Source organism: Bacteroides sp. An279 (genome assembly GCF_002159615.1).
In the GTDB taxonomy this organism is placed as follows: domain Bacteria; phylum Bacteroidota; class Bacteroidia; order Bacteroidales; family Bacteroidaceae; genus Phocaeicola; species Phocaeicola intestinalis.
This window is the reverse complement of sequence record NZ_NFJA01000082.1, coordinates 1-17,581: the sequence shown is the minus strand read 5'-3', so window position 1 is coordinate 17,581 and position 17,581 is coordinate 1. Positions and strand designations below refer to the sequence as shown.

The 17,581-nt window shown below is 45.5% G+C and carries 15 protein-coding genes and 1 tRNA gene; 4 read left to right on the top strand and 12 right to left on the bottom strand.

Annotation, left to right across the window (positions count from 1 at the left end):
* Positions 1 to 158: 158 nt before the first annotated feature.
* A complete protein-coding gene (locus B5F78_RS13100) occupies positions 159 to 1,157 on the bottom strand; it encodes a 2-oxoacid:ferredoxin oxidoreductase subunit beta (protein ID WP_022039285.1) in 999 nt (332 codons plus the stop codon).
* Between the two features lie 214 nt (positions 1,158 to 1,371).
* Positions 1,372 to 3,225 (bottom strand): 2-oxoacid:acceptor oxidoreductase subunit alpha, encoded by a 1,854-nt coding sequence (locus B5F78_RS13095; protein ID WP_022039286.1) that lies wholly within the window; start codon positions 3,223 to 3,225, stop codon positions 1,372 to 1,374.
* Positions 3,226 to 3,390: 165 nt separating this feature from the next.
* Between B5F78_RS13095 and B5F78_RS13090 the strand changes: the two genes are divergently transcribed.
* Positions 3,391 to 3,462, top strand: a tRNA-Arg gene (locus B5F78_RS13090).
* A 76-nt stretch (positions 3,463 to 3,538) separates the two neighbouring features.
* Here the strand turns inward: B5F78_RS13090 and B5F78_RS13085 are convergent.
* The 10 genes from B5F78_RS13085 to dapB all read right to left on the bottom strand — a co-directional run bounded on the left by B5F78_RS13085 (position 3,539) and on the right by dapB (position 14,442).
* Positions 3,539 to 4,084 carry a 7-carboxy-7-deazaguanine synthase QueE gene (locus tag B5F78_RS13085; RefSeq protein WP_087406929.1) on the bottom strand — a complete coding sequence of 182 codons (546 nt, stop codon included), beginning with the start codon at positions 4,082 to 4,084 and terminating at the stop codon, positions 3,539 to 3,541.
* On the bottom strand, positions 4,071 to 4,403 hold the full coding sequence (queD, locus tag B5F78_RS13080; RefSeq protein ID WP_022039288.1) for a 6-carboxytetrahydropterin synthase QueD: 333 nt from the start codon (positions 4,401 to 4,403) through the stop codon (positions 4,071 to 4,073). Before queD ends, B5F78_RS13085 begins: the two co-directional genes overlap by 14 nt.
* Before the next feature lie 217 nt (positions 4,404 to 4,620).
* Complete coding sequence (gene secDF / locus B5F78_RS13075; RefSeq protein ID WP_087406928.1) at positions 4,621 to 7,617, bottom strand: protein translocase subunit SecDF; 2,997 nt, start codon at positions 7,615 to 7,617, stop codon at positions 4,621 to 4,623.
* A gap of 292 nt (positions 7,618 to 7,909) precedes the next feature.
* Positions 7,910 to 8,989, bottom strand: a complete 1,080-nt coding sequence (locus B5F78_RS13070; RefSeq protein ID WP_087250004.1) for an endonuclease/exonuclease/phosphatase family protein — start codon at positions 8,987 to 8,989, stop codon at positions 7,910 to 7,912.
* Positions 8,986 to 9,885 (bottom strand): rhomboid family intramembrane serine protease, encoded by a 900-nt coding sequence (locus tag B5F78_RS13065; protein ID WP_087207121.1) that lies wholly within the window; start codon positions 9,883 to 9,885, stop codon positions 8,986 to 8,988. Before B5F78_RS13065 ends, B5F78_RS13070 begins: the two co-directional genes overlap by 4 nt.
* Positions 9,857 to 10,534 carry a rhomboid family intramembrane serine protease gene (locus B5F78_RS13060; RefSeq protein ID WP_087207123.1) on the bottom strand — a complete coding sequence of 226 codons (678 nt, stop codon included), beginning with the start codon at positions 10,532 to 10,534 and terminating at the stop codon, positions 9,857 to 9,859. Before B5F78_RS13060 ends, B5F78_RS13065 begins: the two co-directional genes overlap by 29 nt.
* An 81-nt stretch (positions 10,535 to 10,615) precedes the next feature.
* Positions 10,616 to 11,260: a WbqC family protein gene (locus B5F78_RS13055; protein ID WP_087406927.1), complete on the bottom strand. Its 645-nt coding sequence runs from the start codon at positions 11,258 to 11,260 to the stop codon at positions 10,616 to 10,618.
* 3 nt (positions 11,261 to 11,263) lie between these two features.
* On the bottom strand, positions 11,264 to 12,175 hold the full coding sequence (locus B5F78_RS13050; RefSeq protein WP_022039294.1) for a S26 family signal peptidase: 912 nt from the start codon (positions 12,173 to 12,175) through the stop codon (positions 11,264 to 11,266).
* Positions 12,176 to 12,252: 77 nt separating this feature from the next.
* Positions 12,253 to 13,677: a S26 family signal peptidase gene (locus tag B5F78_RS13045; protein WP_087406926.1), complete on the bottom strand. Its 1,425-nt coding sequence runs from the start codon at positions 13,675 to 13,677 to the stop codon at positions 12,253 to 12,255.
* A gap of 9 nt (positions 13,678 to 13,686) precedes the next feature.
* Positions 13,687 to 14,442, bottom strand: coding sequence for a 4-hydroxy-tetrahydrodipicolinate reductase (dapB, locus tag B5F78_RS13040; RefSeq protein WP_022039296.1), 756 nt, complete (start codon positions 14,440 to 14,442; stop codon positions 13,687 to 13,689).
* Positions 14,443 to 14,526: 84 nt separating this feature from the next.
* Here dapB and B5F78_RS13035 point away from each other — a divergent pair, with 84 nt between their 5' ends.
* The 3 genes from B5F78_RS13035 to dprA all read left to right on the top strand — a co-directional run bounded on the left by B5F78_RS13035 (position 14,527) and on the right by dprA (position 17,458).
* On the top strand, positions 14,527 to 15,798 hold the full coding sequence (locus B5F78_RS13035) for a DUF2851 family protein (protein ID WP_087406925.1): 1,272 nt from the start codon (positions 14,527 to 14,529) through the stop codon (positions 15,796 to 15,798).
* Between the two features lie 146 nt (positions 15,799 to 15,944).
* Positions 15,945 to 16,349 carry an acyl-CoA thioesterase gene (locus B5F78_RS13030; protein ID WP_022039298.1) on the top strand — a complete coding sequence of 135 codons (405 nt, stop codon included), beginning with the start codon at positions 15,945 to 15,947 and terminating at the stop codon, positions 16,347 to 16,349.
* On the top strand, positions 16,346 to 17,458 hold the full coding sequence (gene dprA / locus B5F78_RS13025; protein WP_022039299.1) for a DNA-processing protein DprA: 1,113 nt from the start codon (positions 16,346 to 16,348) through the stop codon (positions 17,456 to 17,458). Before B5F78_RS13030 ends, dprA begins: the two co-directional genes overlap by 4 nt.
* Positions 17,459 to 17,581: the final 123 nt, after the last annotated feature.

The window sequence follows — 17,581 nt, the reverse complement described above, 5'->3', positions numbered from 1 at the left end:
TCCTGTTCTTCGTCAGATAGCCCGCTATCTTCCTCATCACAGAAGCGAAAATGCCTCAAAAACTCATCCCAAATCATCGCACGATAAATTCAAAACAGCTTCTAAATTAGTTACTTACATAACGGCTCTAGTTTTGCAACTTGCTAAACTTGAATAAATTACTTGATTTCCCATGTATCGTTGGTATCGAGCAATTCTGCAAAATTATGGTATGGTTTCTTTGCCGACACTTCCTTTATCTGCTCTTCTACCGCTTCGTCATAAGTAGGAGCTTCCACATCGCGGATTACCCCCAAGGCAATGGGAAAATCCGGTCCTTCCATCAATGCCAACTTCAATTGCAAGGTATGGTCCTCACAATGGGCGTCGTGTACAAGGATATCGCTCTCCGTAATGCCGTTTTCACCCAATTTCACGACTTTCAGCCCAAAGCCTTCCTGCATCAAGCCAAACTCCCGGTTCGGTCCGAAAAGCATAGGTTTGCCATGTTCCAGATAAATGGCATTGCGTTCCCGGTCTTCTTTTTTCGCTACGGCATTGTGCGTGCCATCATTAAAGATAACGCAATTCTGCAACACTTCCACTACCGAAGTACCTTTGTGACGGGCAGCTGCCTGCAACACCTCGACAGATGGTCCGCCATCTACAGCTGCACAGCGGGCAAAAAAGCGTCCACGGGCACCAAAGCAAAGCTCTGCCGGCCGGAAAGGATCTTCTACCGTGCCGTAAGGTGACGACTTACTGACAAAGCCACGTGCTGACGTTGGCGAATATTGTCCTTTCGTCAAACCGTAAATACGGTTGTTCAACAAGATGATATTAATATCCACATTACGGCGAATAGCGTGGATGAAATGATTTCCTCCAATGGCAAGTCCGTCACCATCACCCGAAATCTGCCAGATGGTAAGATTCGGATTTGCCACTTTTGCCCCTGTAGCAATGGCTGCCGCACGCCCGTGAATGGTGTGCATACCATACGTATTCATATAATAAGGCAAACGCGATGAACATCCGATACCGGAGATAACAGCTATTTCATGGGGAGGTACACCCAACTCGGCAAGTGCCTTATGAAATGAGTTCAAGAATGCATGGTCGCCACATCCGGGACACCAGCGCGGCTGGCCTGCTTTATAATCGGCTGCTGTATACATAGTTGTTTTTTAGTTTTTAAGTTCGTGAGTTTTTTAGTTTTTAAGTTTGCAAGTTCTTAAGTTCGTGAGTTTTTTAGTTTTTAAGTTTGCAAGTTCTTAAGTTCGTGAGTTTTTTAGTTTTTAAGTTTGCAAGTTCTTAAGTTCGTGAGTTTATTCTTTCTCAACTTAAAAACTTAAGAACTGAAAAACTTAAAAACTTAAAAGAACTTATCTCTTATGCATTCAGAATGCGATTAAAGGCTTCTACCAGTTCTTGCACAACGAAAGGCTGTCCTTTCACCTGATTAAACTGATAGAGATGAATGCCTTCTACCTTCATGCGCAGGTAGCCTGCGAGCTGTCCCATATTCTGCTCTGCCACCACAACTTTCTTGTAACGGCGAAGCACTTCTGCTGTATTTTTCGGCAGCGGGTTAAGGTATTTGAAGTGTGCCAGTGCCACCTTCTTGCCCTGGTCGTTCAATATGTCCATGGCAGAATGCAAATGTCCGTATGTACCGCCAAAACCGACGATCAACAAATCTGCATCCTCACATCCTTCTACCTGCAAATCGGGAATGCACGAAGCGATGCGTGCTACTTTTTCCGCACGAATGCCCGTCATCAAGTGATGGTTTTCGGGATCGGTAGAGATGGCACCTGTCTCGCTGCTTTTTTCCAGTCCTCCGATACGGTGCATGAAACCTTTCGTGCCAGGTATCGCCCAATAACGTACTAACGAATTCGGGTCACGCTGGAAAGGCGTCCACGAGCCTGCCATTTCCGGCTTGACGTATGGCGGACGAATCTCAGGATATTTCGCCAAATCGGGTAAATGCCATGCAGCCGAACCATTAGCGATGTAGGCATCGGTAAGCAATACCACGGGAGTCATATGCTCTAAAGCTATCTTACAGGCCATGAAAGCGGCATCGAAACAATCGGTAGGCGAAATGGCAGCGATGACCGGCATCGGACTTTCGCCGTTTCTTCCGAACAATACCTGCAACAAATCTGTCTGTTCCGACTTGGTAGGCAAACCAGTGGAGGGACCTCCACGCTGCACATCCACAATGACCAATGGAAGTTCGGTTATCACCGCCAGATTCATCGCCTCACTCTTCAGGCAAATACCCGGTCCTGAAGTAGTAGTGACAGCAAGTGCACCGGCAAAAGCTGCACCTACAGCCGAAGCACATCCGGCAATCTCGTCTTCGCATTGCACGGTTTTTACGCCTAATGACTTATGCTTCGCCAATTCGTGCAGGATATCAGTGGCAGGTGTAATCGGATACGAGCCCAAATAAAGTTGTAATCCGGCTTTTTCAGCAGCAGCAATCAAGCCGTATGCAGTCGCTTTGTTGCCATTGATGTCCATATAACGCCCTTTTTCCTTAGGCTCCTTACTCGGTACTGTATAGCTGGCAGAAACAGAAGCATGTGTGTTTTCGCCAAAATGATAGCCATCGTAAAGCACCTTAATATTAGCTTCTGCTATTGCCGGTTTCTTGGCAAACTTCTCGCGCAGCAGTTTTTCACCTACACTGACATCGCGGTGGAACAGCCAACATACCAGTCCCAATGCAAACATATTCTTGGTACGCATGATAGACTTATTATCCAATCCGCTGTCTTTCAGGCTCTCTTTGCACATCGTGGTAATGGCTGCCTCTACTACTTCGTTTTTGATACCCAGTTCAGAGAATGGGTTTTCCAATTGGAACTGTGCTTTCTCCAAATCACGTTTGGTAAACGAGTCCGTATCGATGATAATAACCGCTTGAGGCTTACAGAACTTGTACTGTGTTTTCAATGCAGCAGGGTTCATAGCGACCAACACATCACATTTGTCTCCCGGCGTATAGACCTTACCCGACCCGATATGTACCTGAAAGCCCGATACTCCCGTCAGCGTACCTTGCGGAGCCCGTATATCAGCCGGATAATCGGGGAATGTACTGATATCATTTCCTTCCGTAGCCGAAATATTTGAAAACATATTTCCGGCAAGCTGCATGCCATCGCCCGAATCTCCCGAGAAACGAACTACGACATCATGCAGTTCTTTGACTATCATTTCTTTTGCCATACTATATTTTTTTAGAGTTCTCGTATTAAATGCACACAAAATTGGGGAACTTCCTTTAAAAATCAAAATAAAAAGGCAGAATTATTACAAAAAATGTAAGGTCCTTGTGTTTTTCTTGAGCAAATATATGGGAATTAGCACAAAAAGCAGTAAATTTGCACACTCGCCTTGGTAGTTCAACGGATAGAACAAGCGTTTCCTAAACGTTAAATAGGGGTTCGATTCCCCTCCGAGGTACTTTTATTTACTATTTTACTATTTACGATTTACTATTTTAAGCAAATGACAAAATAGTAAATCGTAAAATCGTAAATCAAGGGATGTTTATCAATTTGTGTATCTGAAGGCTTAACCGCCACTGTGGATGCTTCTTTATATACTCAATCACTTCTTCTGTATTTTGGCACGAACACGGCTGTAGGAAATGTTCTTTTGCTTCTATTAATAAATAAGGAGAGACATCTTGTCCGAGATAAACCACTTTCACTTCATCAACATGCTTGACGCGAAGAATTGTTCCTTCTTTTGGAGAACAGGTTACCCAGTCTACCGTTTCGGGCAAGATTTGTGTTCCATTGGTCTCGACAGAAACATATTTGCCGGCTTTGTGCAACAAATCAACCAATGCATCGTCTATCCACAACCCCGGCTCTCCTCCAGTCAGAATAACCATCCGGCAGGGATATTTACATACCTCTTCTACAATTTCCTCATCGCTCATTTCCGTTCCTGATTCATGCGATGTATCACAAAAAGCGCACTTCAGATTGCATCCCGAAAAGCGTACAAATACAGCAGGGGTTCCTGCATGTGCCCCTTCTCCTTGCAGACTATAGAATATTTCGTTAATCTTTCTCATAAATTACCGTATTGCCTTCCGATTCCCTTACTTCCACCTTAAAACAATGTGGTACCTGTTCGCATACCCAACGAGCGATATTTTCTGCCGTCGGATTAAAAGAGAATACTTCATTCAAATGACGGTGATCCATTTGTTCTTTTACTATCTTTTTAATTTTAGAAAAATCAACTACCATACCACACTCGTCCAGCTCCTTGCTGCGGCAATATACGGTGATTATCCAGTTATGTCCATGCAGATTTTCGCACTTGCTGGGATAAGAAAGTGACAGGCTGTGCGAAGCCGATATTTCCATACGTTTGATGACTGTATACATAATGCTTGTTGTTCTAAGATTGTTTATCGTAAAAAACGGTTAGTGCCTAATGTCACCTCAGCACTTTGCAAAGATAAGAAAGAATTTGCATCTGGGCAAACAGGAAGAAAAGAGTCTATATAATAAAGGAGTTAAGCCTATAGCTGATTTTCCACCACCAGACTATTGACTTAACTCCTTTACTTCTTTAATTTCTCAATTCCTTATTATGATATTATCAGGCTTTTCCGGTTTCTTCTTTCTGTCCTTTCCGGCCTCCCAACATCAAGTAAGCCACCGGAGCAGCTACAAACAATGAGGAGAACGTACCGACTACCACACCCAGAATCATTGCAAATGAGAAACTGCGGATGCTGTCGCCTCCCAAGAAGAAAATGATAAGCAATACAATCAACGTACTCTGACCGGTATTCAACGTACGGGCAAGTGTCGTATTCAAAGAATCATTGAACAGTTTTGTACGTTCACGTTTCGGATACAGGTGATAGAACTCGCGCACACGGTCGAATATAACCACCTTGTCGTTAATAGAATAACCGATTACCGTCAATACTGCACCGATAAATGTCTGGTCTACCTCCAATGAGAACGGCATCCAACCGTAACATAAAGAATAAGCACCTACTACCAGCAGCGTATCCACCGCCAATGCAGCCGTTGCACCCACACTATATGCAATGTTGTTGAACCGAATCAAGATATACAGACCGATAGCAATCAAGGCAAAGATGACCGACCATACAGCAGATGTCTTCAAGTCGTCTGCTACGCTCGGACCCACCTTCTGCGAACTGATGATGGAACATCCTTCCGTATTGTCACGGTCAACAAACTGCTCGAGAGTCAAACCATCGGGCAACAGATTGCCTTCCTTGAAAGCGTTATACAAAATACCTTCTATTTCGGCATCTACATTCGCACCATCCTCGGCTATACGATAGTTGGTGGTCACACGGATACGGTGTCCGTCAGTTCCCAAGGCAATGGCTTGGATATTGGCATCATCCACCTTGTTTTCCAATAAGTCGCGTACGGTTTCTGGCTGAACCACCTTGTCGAACTGTACAACAAAGTTACGTCCACCTGTAAAGTCAATACTGGGCGACAAACCACGAACCACAAACGAAACTACGCATACCAGAATAAGAATACCCCATACGGTAAACGAACGTTTGATGATTCCCATAAAGTTGAAATGCACATTCTGGAACAGGTTCTTCGATATGGAAGTAGAGAATGTCAGGTTACGGAGCTTTCCTTTTGCCAGGAAATGTTCGTAAACCAGACGGGTCATATACACTGCTGTAAAGAATGAGCAGATGATACCGATAATCAATGTGGTAGCAAATCCACGGATAGGTCCGGTTCCGAAATAGAACAGGATAACACCCGTAATGATAGATGTCAGGTTAGAGTCGAAGATGGCCGAGAAAGCACCTGAATAACCCGCATTGATTGCTTCTTTCATTGTCTTTCCAGCCTTCATCTCTTCCTTGGTACGTTCGTGAATCAACACGTTGGCATCCACCGCCATGGCCAGCGAAAGCACCATACCGGCAATTCCGGACAATGTCAATGCGGCTTGGAACGAAGCCAGAATACCCATCGTAAAGAAGAAGTTGAATATCAGTGCAAAATTGGCAATCATACCTGGAATAAAACCATACATCAGGCAGAGGTAAGCCATCAAGGCAATCAAGGCTACTATAAACGAAACCAATCCCTGATTGATAGACTGCTGCCCGAGCGAAGGTCCTACGATATCTTCCTGTACGATACGGGCAGGAGCCGGCATCTTACCCGACTTCAGCACGTTAGCCAAGTCTTTAGTTACTTCCGGAGTAAAATTACCGGTGATTTCCGAATTACCTCCCGTAATCTCAGAATTTACACGCGGCGCACTGTATACATAACCATCCAGTGCAATAGCTATTTCCTTGCCGATATTTTTCTTGGTCAGTGCTGCCCAGCGGCGCGAACCGTCGGTATTCATCGACATTGTTACACAAGGCTTGTTAAACTGGTCGTATGAGTCGCGTGCATCTGTGATGACATCACCTTCCAGCGGAGCACGTCCGTTACGCTCGGTTACGCGGATGGCATACAATTCGAATATGTGACCCGTCTGGTCCATTTCCGAAGCCTTCACGCCCCACATCAACTTCAGGTCACGCGGCAGGATTTCTTTCACTTGCTTCAGATTCAAGATGTTGTTTATGGCAGCTGTATCCTTATAGTCAGCATATCCTACGATAGCTCCTATACCGCTTTGGTTGGGCTGGAAAACAGCCAGCAACGGATGTTCTTTCTTCAGTTGTTCCAAATCGGCGGTGCTTTGAGCTTCGGCCGTCTCTCCCTTCAGTACTGCGGCCAGGCTGTCTTTCGAAGAAAGAGCGGCTTTGGCTTCTTCTTTCTTCATTTCCACCGAGTCGGTCTTCTCCGAATCCGTAGCAGTCCCCATCGCTAGACGGGCACGTTCATCGGCCGACATCAATATAGGAACAATATCCTTGGCTTCGTATGTTTCCCAAAACTCCAGATTGGCAGAACCTTGCAGAAGGTTTCTCACACGTTCCGGTTCTTTGATACCCGGCAATTCCACCATGATGCGTCCCATCGAACCTTCTACTGCCTGAATATTGGGCTGAACCACACCGAAACGGTCGATACGTGTACGCAACACGTTATATGAGTTGTCGATGGCAGCCTTCACTTCTTCACGCAAAGCTCTTTCCACTTCAGCATCGGTGCTGCGGGTATTCACCTTGTCCTTCATCTGCTGTGTAGCGAACAGCTCGGCAAGCTTGCCATCGGGAACCAACTTTTTATACTCTCTCACAAACAGTGTGATAAAATCTTCCTGACTGGTCACCTGTTTCTTGGCAGCTTCTGCCACAGCCTTGTTGAAAGCTTCATCAGTCTTGTTGTCGGCAAGCGCCTTCACTACATCCGGCACAGAAACTTCAAGGATGACGTTCATACCACCCTTCAAGTCAAGGCCCAGTCCGATTTCCATCTCACGACATTGTTTCAGCGTATAACTGCCCAGCCATACCTTCTTGTTCATTACCGAATCAAGATAATGTGTCTCGCCTTTCGGATCTTCCTCCGCCTTATTCATGTGATAGCGGGTCACGAAAGAAAACGAAAGGTAGAACAAGCAGACCAAGGTCAGTAATAGCGCAAAAAACTTTACGAATCCTTTGTTTTGCATGTTACTTTAATTTATTATTTACTTTTTAATTAATATGCGTTTATTCAAGGTTGCAAATATAGTTCTTTTCATTTACATGAAGAAAAGGATTTTAATTATTTCGGCATTTCAATGCAAAAAAAGATGGATTTCAACGGCAACAGGCATCAAGAAACAATCCTTTTCAGACAAAGAAGTGAACCGATTGCATATAAGTGCGCGGCTCTACGCATATAAGTACATCGGACAACGCACCTATATGCATAAGCCCATGTAAGTAAGTGCTTTCCTCATCTCAAGTTTTCCAGACGGTTCACCTCTCCAAGATGCACCATACGGGATAATGGTCGGAAGCACGGATGCTGCGGTCCACCTTACATTCGAGTACACGAAATGCCGGAGTAGCAAAGATATGGTCGATGCGAAAATAAAAGTGGTTCTGATTATAAGTAAATCCAGGACCGGCACCAGCCTCTACGAATACATCGCACAGCCCTTCACCGATAACCCGATGGGCATACGAAAGGGGAGAATCATTGAAATCACCACAAACCAGCATATAACGTGAGCGGTTCCGCCGGATAGCCTGTGCCACCGAATCGGCTTGCGGACCCCGGAGTGCCCCGGCATCTGCCAGTTTGCGCAACAGGTATTTGCTCTCGCTCTTCACATTGCCTTCAGTGGGCGACTTCAAGATATCGTTGTACACCTTCTTGTCGTAACTGTCCAATTTATTCGACTCCAGATGGTTATTGATAACTACGATTGTATCTTCGTCCACTTTCAAGCGATACATCACACTCCCGTTAAACTGACTGGCATACGCAATGCGCTCTTCCGACAAAATGGGATAGCGTGAATAACAAGCCAAGATGTCTCCCCCTTCCGTACGTGTCGTTTTCGAATACGGATAAGCCGCCAATGCTTCCTTTATTTGTGCCTTCGAAGCATGGGCTCCCGGCATAAACTCTTGCAGGCAGATAATGTCTGCCCCACTCTTGCGCAAATAAGCCAATACAGGATTCTCTCCGTCGGTTTCTCCTTTCTCGCCGGCAGCAATGCCCTGTGTGTTATACGTGAGAAATTTCAGGTTCTTCGCTCCTGGCGTACCCTCTTTGATAGAACCTACGGGGAAATATATCCGCAAGCTGTTCCATGCGGCAGCAAAAAACAACAAAGGCAAACACACTCCCCATGGCTTCAGGCAAAGCCAGACGAAACAAAAAGCCAGGTTCAGGCACATAAATATGGGAAAGAACAAACCTGCACACGCTCCTACCGGATGTTCTACCGGAGAAATATAAGGACTATAGGCACAAACCAGAAAGGCTATGCCTATCAATCCATTCGACAAGGCCAAAATGGTCAGTATGAAATGCTTAACGATTTTCATTTCTTGCTTGCATCAAACAGACTTTTCTTTTCGTCTTCGGTCAGACTATTGTAACCTGACTTTCTGAGCTTGTCCAATATACGGTCAATCTCATCAGCACGTGCTTTCTTGCGTGCATTGAAGTCGTAATCTTTTTCTTTGTCTCCATAATGCACTTTCATCTTCGGCTTGCGGGGAGTCTGACGCCAACGACCCGAACAAAAATCTAAAGCCATGTTAATCCATCGGGTTAGGTCGCGCCCCTTTACCAGACCAGAAGCAAACCACCATCCAGCCAAAGCACCTCCCAAATGAGCCAGATGTCCTCCAGCATTGTCTGCAGTCATAAACAACAGGTCGAGCACTACCATAAAGATAGCTACATATTTCAAGCGTACCGTTCCGATAAACATAAATTGTACGGGATAATCTGGCTCACGCACCGCCGTAGCCACTACTATGGCAAGTACTGATGCCGAAGCTCCCAGCAAGTATGAAAAAGCGACTGCATCCCGGAAGTAAGGGAAAAGATTATAAGCCACCATATAAAGTACCGCACCGGCTATGCCTCCCAACACGTATAATCCACGCAGGTGTCTTGCCGAGAAAAAGTTCAGGAACAGCCGTCCGAACCAATACAGCCACAACATATTGAACAGGATGTGCAAAATACCGGCATGCATGAACATATAGCTCAGTACCGACCAAGGCTGGCGGATAAATCTCCCCAACGATGCCGGAAACATGAGGTAATTCATCCACTGTTGTCCTCCCCCCATATTAAATAAGGTAAGGAAAAGGTTCACCAGGGCAACAAGCAAAAACACGCCGACATTAATGTAAATAAGTTGGGTCACAATATCCCCACGCCTAAAGTTCTCTTTCAGGTTAGTAATAAATCTGCTGTCCGCCGCCATTTTTCTTTCTCCAATAAATGATTAATATGAATCCAAAAAGCATGCCTCCCAAATGAGCGAAGTGTGCCACCCCGTCTCCCCCACTGATGCCCAGCACCAGTTCGAGTACGGCATAACCAATAACAAAGTATTTCGCCTTGATAGGCATCGGTATCGGAAAGATGAACATCTCGCTATTGGGAAACAGCATACCGAAAGCCAGCAAGATGGCATATACAGCCCCGGATGCTCCCACAGTGGTCAGCATATTCAAGTATTCTGCCATCGAAATGACACCCATACCGGTATCTACCCCATCGTATTGTGACAAACTCACTACATACTCGATGTATTGCACCGCTTCCTGTATCAGTCCGGCGCCGATACCGCACAAGATGTAATAGAATAAGAACCGCTTCGGTCCCCAAACATTTTCCAACGTACGTCCGAACATCCAGACTGCAAACATATTGAAGAAAATATGTTGGAAATTGGCATGCATGAACATATAGGTAATCAGCTGTGCCGGGTTGAAATCAGATGCCAGGAAGAAATGCAGCCCCAACATATCGTTCAAGTCGATTCCGTACCGTTTTGCCACGACATAGCCAAAAAAACACAGTACATTGATAATCAGTAGATTTTTTGTTACAGTTGGCATATTGTTCATATCGTTGTATTCTTTAGTTTTTAAGTTTTTAAGTTTATAAGTTTTTAAGTTTATAAGTTTTCAAGTTTAATTCTTCATTCATCATTCTTCATTATAAAAGCTTTCCTTCAGCACCAGTAATCCTTCGGGGCCCATATTGAATAACAAATCGATGATGCTTAGGTTCGGAAGGAAACCGGTTTGCGCATCGAACACCTGATAATAAGGCTTAGGCACGAACCGCGGGTCATTAGCCTCAAAAGGCTTTTTCGGATGAATCCGTTCGCGGAAGTCTTCTACCCCTTCGGGTGATACACAAAAATCATCAGTAGGTACAATGCAAGGTTGCATATCCAGTTGCCTGCATATCCACCGGCACAAATCAGCATTGAAATCATACAAGAAAGTATACCTCCGCTTGTAAAACTCCTGGAATTCATCAGCATAATAATCAAAGAACGGGCTGTGCTTATAGCCCGCCACAAATGCATTCCAATGCACATGCCGCCAGTTCCCATGGTCGGAAATGCGCACATCTTTCATCAAACATTTCTGTTCGTCACTCTTTTCGGTAGGAATGGTCAGAGCCAACGGTCCTGCCGCCGAAGCGATAACACACCGGTTCCGGTAAGTCTGTTTCGCATAATGGTCGAACCGTTCCACATATACCTTATCATACGCATAGAGTTTCGTATAATACTCTACCGGTGCCAGATACGCCGAACTTAACAATATTTCTTTTTCCATTCTTTATTCTACACGTTGTAAAAAACGCCCCTTCCGGGTAGTAAACCAAATGCGCCACGCTTTGCCAATGATGCATTCTTCGGGCACAAAGCCAAACAAACGGGAGTCGGCAAGATTGACCGGGTCATTCGAAGCCATCCAATAATAATCCTTACTGAATGTATACGAACGCACCGGCTTTCCTTCCACCCACAAGGTATCTCCCTGCACGGTGGCATTTTTCCCCTCATGCGACACAATGGTGTTGCAAAGCAATACCGCATTCCAAGGATAGACCATCACCGGAATACCTTTTTCGGGCACCACATAAGGATGTACCTCCTTTGCTAGTTTGGCATTCAACGGTGTAAAAATTACCTTCCCTTTTCCCTTTTGCGCAACGAGATACAATTCATATCGGCTGAAGCTCCGGATGAAATCGCCTTCCTCGGTATATCCCACCAAAGGATTCTCAGAAATACCTACTGCCTTCAATATTGCCTGTACAGTATCTTCTTGTGCCGAAGGATATACATACAAAGCTTTGTTGTCGGGACTCCAGACTTCATTTTCCGCATCAATCAGCTCGCGGTTCAACAACAATGTATCTCCAGCCCTACCTATACAACGGCTGATAAACACACCACGCCCCTCCATCCATCGGGACGGATTACCCGGACTTGGGTCGTTGAACAAGACTATATCTCCTTTCCTGATATCGCAAGAACCGATACGGTGGTATCCGAATACCGATGGAAAAGGCATACGCAAACCGTAGCTCCACTTGTTCACCAATACCCCTTCGCCTTCGTAAAGGCTGTTTTCCATTCCCGACGAAGGAATAAAGCAAGACGTGACAAGGAAAGCTTTCACCAATACTACCGCCAGCACACATCCGGCAATTCCTTTCAGTATGGTTTTCCAGCTTGCATTCATATAATTAATCAGGTACTGGCTGACCAGGTTTTCAATACATCAGGTATCTAAAGCCTGGCCAACCCGTACACGCTATGTTATTTTATCGAATCCACAAACTTAAACAACCGGTTCCAACGAACCTTACCGTCCAGCCATCCACGGTCTTGATCCAAGGACAACCAGATAAATATCGGCTTGCCCACAATATGGTCTTCAGGCACAAAGCCCCAAAAACGGGAATCGGCCGAATTATGCCGGTTATCACCCATCATCCAGTAATAATCCATTTTAAATGTATAACGGGTGGTCTCCTGTCCGTTGATATAGATTCTACCCTCCTTTACTTCCAAGGTATTTCCCTCGTAAGCATGGATCGGACGTTCATAAAAAGGCAGGTTGTCCAAAGTCAAGTCGATGGTCTCCCCCTTCTTTGGAATCCATATCGGACCATAATTGTCAAGTGTCCATCCGGTCACCTTATTTACGGGGTAAAGTCCTTCGATAGCCTCATCAGGCATGTTTTCGATAGAGGCCACGATATCCTTGCGTGCCAAAAGACCTGCTTTCGCCTTCTCCGTCAACGGTATATTATAAACAGATTCCTCGGGATAATACATAGCCCGGTCCTCTGCACTGATACCCAGTTCGTGACACAGGTCATCGGGTAACATGCCTTTCGTATGTACGATATAGCGGTATTGTACATTGTCGGGCTCTTTGTTTGCCTTACCGTCCAGATATACAATGCGGTCTTTTATCTGAAGCGTCTGCCCCGGAAGTCCAACACAACGTTTCACATAATTCTCACGCCGGTCTACCGGACGTGCGATGACCTTTCCATATAGTTGCGGGTTTTCATCGATATACTTGCGTCCGGCTGCGTAATAATAATCAAATACTTGCCGTTGCTGCTCGGCATCCAAGCGCGAGAAATCGACCTGCTGTGACAATTGTCTGCCTGCATCATAACTCAAGCGGTACAAGTCATCAGCAGGTATGGCTGTAGCCACGCTATCTCCTGCCGGGAAATTAAAGACCACGATATCATTCAGTTTTACCGTACCCAATCCGCCCACACGCTTGTAATCCCAATGAATCCATTCCAGATACGACTTACAATTGAAGACCGGAAGCGTGTGCTGAGTGAGCGGCATATGCAAAGGAGTCTGTGGAATACGAGCCCCATAACTCATCTTGCTTACGAACAAATAGTCGCCTACCAACAATGATTTCTCCAACGAAGAAGAAGGAATAACATAGTTCTGGAAAAAATACAGGTTGACGAAATAAACCGCTACCAATGCAAACACAATGGCATCTACCCACCCCATTACCGTGAGCACCGCCTTATTCTTCGATTTTTTCCACCACGTCCAAGGTATTTTCTTGGTGATATAGGCATCGAAGATAAAAGGGATGACGACTATACCCAGCCAGCTTTTCAGCCAGATGAGAAAGAGAATGTATAAAAACAAGACAATGCCGAATTTCACCCATTGCCTGCGCGATGCTTGTATCATACCCGTTCCTTAAAATTGAAATAAGTCATTCATTCCCAAAAAGCCTTCGTGAACAGCTGTATATTCAGCAGCCAGTACAGCCCCCAAGGCAAACCCTTTCCGGTTTTTTGCATCGTGTGTAATGATGATGGAATCGGCTTCCGATTCGTAGCGGATAGTATGGATACCCGGCACTTCATCCCGCCGGATAGCACTGACCGGCAATTCATCTGGAGCACACTCCGTTGTTCCACTTACAGTACCGTCGGGAGCAGTTAAGGTGCCCATTACCCATTTACTCTTACGGTCCAGGTTTTCCAGGATACCTTCGGCAAGTGTGATGGCTGTACCGCTGGGTGCGTCCACCTTATGGATATGATGTGTTTCCACCATCGAAACATCATAGTTGGGAAAACGGTTCATTATCTTAGCCAGATACTTGTTAACCGCCGAGAATATAGCTACCCCCAGGCTGAAATTGGATGACCAGAACAACGTCTTTCCTTCTTCCTTGCACAAGCGGCGCACCTCGTCACCGTGTTCACCCATCCAGCCAGTACTACCTGATACAACTTTCACTCCTTGCTTGAAAGCCTCCATACAATTGCCGTATGCCACTGCCGGAGCTGTAAACTCAATAGCTACGTCTGCTGAACGGAAAGCATCAGAATCGATGTCCTGATGATTGTCCACATCTATGATACTTACTATTTCATGTCCGCGGGAAAGAGCGACCTTTTCTATCTCTTTACCCATCTTTCCATATCCGATTAATGCTATTTTCATAAATAAATCAATTAAATTCAGCCACAAAGATAGCGTTTTTCGTTATTAATCATTACATTTAGCGAACATTTACACCTCATTAACATGGAACAACTCTTACATTACGTGTGGAAACACAAACTTTTTGCCCTTCAGCTGCTACAAACAACCGATGGACAAACAGTGGAAATCATCGACGTGGGACTGCCCAATATACATGCAGGCCCTGATTTCTTCAACGCCAAAATCAAGTTAAACGGTGTGCTGTGGGTAGGCAACGTGGAAATACACCTGCAAGCGTCCGACTGGTTTGCCCACCGGCACCACCTTGACCCGGCATACGATTCAGTCATTTTGCATGTAGCTTCACGAATGGATGCCTTCCCTGTCCGTACCAACGGCGAACCTATCCCGCAAATGGAGCTGCATTGCCCGCCTGCCTTGCTTGCCCATTACGAACAATTGCTGCAGGAAGACCGTTATCCGGCTTGTCATGAACTGATTCCTTCCCTATCAGCGTTCTTCTTGCACAGCTGGCTATCCGCCTTGCAAGTAGAACGGTTCGAAAGCAAGACAGAACAAATACACCAGCGACTGAAAGCCTGCAACAGTGACTGGGAAAATGCTTTCTTTATCACTCTGGCGCGCAATTTTGGTTTCGGAGTGAATAGTGACACCTTCGAATTATGGGCAAAAACCGTACCTTTAACAGCAGTCAACAAGCACCGCGATAGTCTATTTCAGGTAGAAGCCCTATTTTTCGGACAAGCCGGACTGTTGCAGGAGCTTCCGATAGACACTTATACCGAAGCCTTGATAAAAGAATATGCTTACCTCAGCCATAAATTCGGACTTACTCCCTCGGCAGACTGCCATTGGCGTTTTCTCCGGCTGCGCCCGGGCAATTTTCCACATATACGTATTGCCCAATTGGCTTGCCTGTACCATCGTTCACAAGGATTACTTTCCCAACTGATGGAAACAGACAACCTGAAGCAAGTACGTGAACTGCTCCGAGGAGGTACTTCCGAGTACTGGCTGACACACTATACATTCGGCGAAATTTCTCCCGCTCATCCGAAAACGTTAAGCAACAATTCTATCGACTTGCTTATCATCAACACGGTAGTTCCTTTTCTATATGCGTATGGCAAACACAAAGCGAACGAAGCCCTTTGCCAACGCGCCAACCGCTTCCTCGAAGAACTGAAACCGGAAAACAATTACATCATCCGGACTTGGCAGGAATGTGGACTGAAAGCCAACCATGCCGGAGACAGCCAGGCGCTTATCCAACTCAAAAAGAACTATTGCGACCCAAAGAAATGCTTGTATTGCAGAATCGGGTACGAATATATGAAAAAGGTAACGAGGTAACAAGGAAACAAGGTGACGAGGTGACGAGGTGACAAGGTAACAAGGTGACGAGGTTTTAAATACCTTTACTATCCGAGGCCTTGTTTACTTGTCAACTTGCCAACTCAAAAACTTAAAAACTCAATAACTTAAAAACTCAATAACTCATGAAATATATCTATGAACTGAAAATGAAAGTACGCGACTATGAATGCGATCTGCAAGGTATCGTAAACAACGCTAACTACCAACATTACATTGAACACACCCGGCATGAATTTTTATTGTCTGCCGGCATCAGTTTTGCCAAACTTCATACAGAAGGTATTGATCCGGTAGTAGCACGGCTGACCATGGCATTCAAGACACCACTGAAAAGCGGAGACGAATTTGTTTCCAAACTCTATCTGAAGAAAGAAGGCATCAAATATGTCTTCTACCAAGATATTTTCCGTTTGCCTGATATGAAAATAGCCATTAAATCAACAGTTGAAACCGTATGCCTCATCAACGGACGGCTGAGTGACAGTGAACTTTTCAACAACCTTTTTGCACCTTATTTCAACGAATGAACACACAAGAAACACTTTACCGGCTTGCCTTGACCCAACTGCCCGGCATCGGCATCAATCATGCCCACAATCTGCTACAAGCGGCAGGGAATGCCACCTTCCTCTTTACACATACCAAAGAGTTACGCGACTTACTACCCCAAGTCAGCCCCAGACTTCTACAAGCATTCGACCATCCGGAAATACTTCGCAGATGTGAAGCCGAACTTACTTTTGCCGAGAAAAACCACATTGCCTGCCTTACCTCCGATGACGAAGACTACCCTTCCCGGTTACGCGAGTGTAGTGATGCTCCACTGGTCTTGTTTTATCAAGGCAATGCCGACCTAAACAGCCGCCACATCATCAGTATGGTAGGTACACGCAATGCCACAGGTTATGGCAAAGCCTTGTGCGACCGCTTCATACACGACCTGCAAGAACTGATGCCTGATACTCTTATCGTCAGTGGGCTGGCATACGGCATTGACATCCATGCCCATCGCGCAGCCTTGCAATACCAATTGGATACAATAGGTGTACTGGCACACGGACTAGACCGGATTTATCCATATATTCACCGGCATACGGCTATTGAAATGACAACCCACGGTGGACTGCTGACCGAATTTATGAGCGGAACAAATCCCGACAGACAGAACTTCGTAAAACGGAACCGGATTGTAGCAGGTATCAGTGACGCTACTATCGTAGTAGAATCGGCATTGAAAGGAGGCTCACTGATTACTGCCGAAATAGCCGACAGTTATCATCGGGATTGTTTTGCCTTTCCCGGACGGGTAGACGATACTTACTCTGAAGGCTGCAACCGGCTTATCTGCTCCAACCGTGCCATTTTACTTCAAAGCGCCGAAGAACTGGTGAAAGCAATGAACTGGAACCGCCCCAAAGAAATACCTGCGGCTATCCAGCGGCAACTGTTTCCCGAACTGAACGCGGAAGAGACACAAGTAGTACAACTCCTTCAAAAACAAACCGAAGGCATGCAAGTGAATAGCTTAGTAGTAGAAAGCAATATCCCCATAACCCGCATGAGTGGCATCCTCTTCGAACTGGAATTAAAAGGTATCATCCGCAATTATGCCGGAGGTGTTTACAAGCTGGTCTGAAAAATAATGAAGGATAAGAAGCTGTTTTGAATTTATCGTGCGATGATTTGGGATGAGTTTTTGAGGCATTTTTGCTTCTGTGATGAGGAAGATAGCGGGCTATCTGACGAAGAACAGGAGCGA

Bases quoted from the DNA above. Each gene is read 5' to 3' on its own strand.
- B5F78_RS13085 (WP_087406929.1), bottom strand. From the start codon at position 4,084: ATGAGAAAGATTAACGAAATATTCTATAGTCTGCAAGGAGAAGGGGCA.
- B5F78_RS13065 (WP_087207121.1), bottom strand. From the start codon at position 9,885: ATGGCGGCGGACAGCAGATTTATTACTAACCTGAAAGAGAACTTTAGG.
- B5F78_RS13055 (WP_087406927.1), bottom strand. From the start codon at position 11,260: ATGGAAAAAGAAATATTGTTAAGTTCGGCGTATCTGGCACCGGTAGAG.
- B5F78_RS13100 (WP_022039285.1), bottom strand. From the start codon at position 1,157: ATGTATACAGCAGCCGATTATAAAGCAGGCCAGCCGCGCTGGTGTCCC.
- B5F78_RS13095 (WP_022039286.1), bottom strand. From the start codon at position 3,225: ATGGCAAAAGAAATGATAGTCAAAGAACTGCATGATGTCGTAGTTCGT.
- dprA (WP_022039299.1), top strand. From the start codon at position 16,346: ATGAACACACAAGAAACACTTTACCGGCTTGCCTTGACCCAACTGCCC.
- dapB (WP_022039296.1), bottom strand. From the start codon at position 14,442: ATGAAAATAGCATTAATCGGATATGGAAAGATGGGTAAAGAGATAGAA.
- B5F78_RS13030 (WP_022039298.1), top strand. From the start codon at position 15,945: ATGAAATATATCTATGAACTGAAAATGAAAGTACGCGACTATGAATGC.
- B5F78_RS13050 (WP_022039294.1), bottom strand. From the start codon at position 12,175: ATGAATGCAAGCTGGAAAACCATACTGAAAGGAATTGCCGGATGTGTG.
- B5F78_RS13060 (WP_087207123.1), bottom strand. From the start codon at position 10,534: ATGAACAATATGCCAACTGTAACAAAAAATCTACTGATTATCAATGTA.
- queD (WP_022039288.1), bottom strand. From the start codon at position 4,403: ATGTATACAGTCATCAAACGTATGGAAATATCGGCTTCGCACAGCCTG.
- B5F78_RS13070 (WP_087250004.1), bottom strand. From the start codon at position 8,989: ATGAAAATCGTTAAGCATTTCATACTGACCATTTTGGCCTTGTCGAAT.
- B5F78_RS13035 (WP_087406925.1), top strand. From the start codon at position 14,527: ATGGAACAACTCTTACATTACGTGTGGAAACACAAACTTTTTGCCCTT.
- B5F78_RS13045 (WP_087406926.1), bottom strand. From the start codon at position 13,677: ATGATACAAGCATCGCGCAGGCAATGGGTGAAATTCGGCATTGTCTTG.
- secDF (WP_087406928.1), bottom strand. From the start codon at position 7,617: ATGCAAAACAAAGGATTCGTAAAGTTTTTTGCGCTATTACTGACCTTG.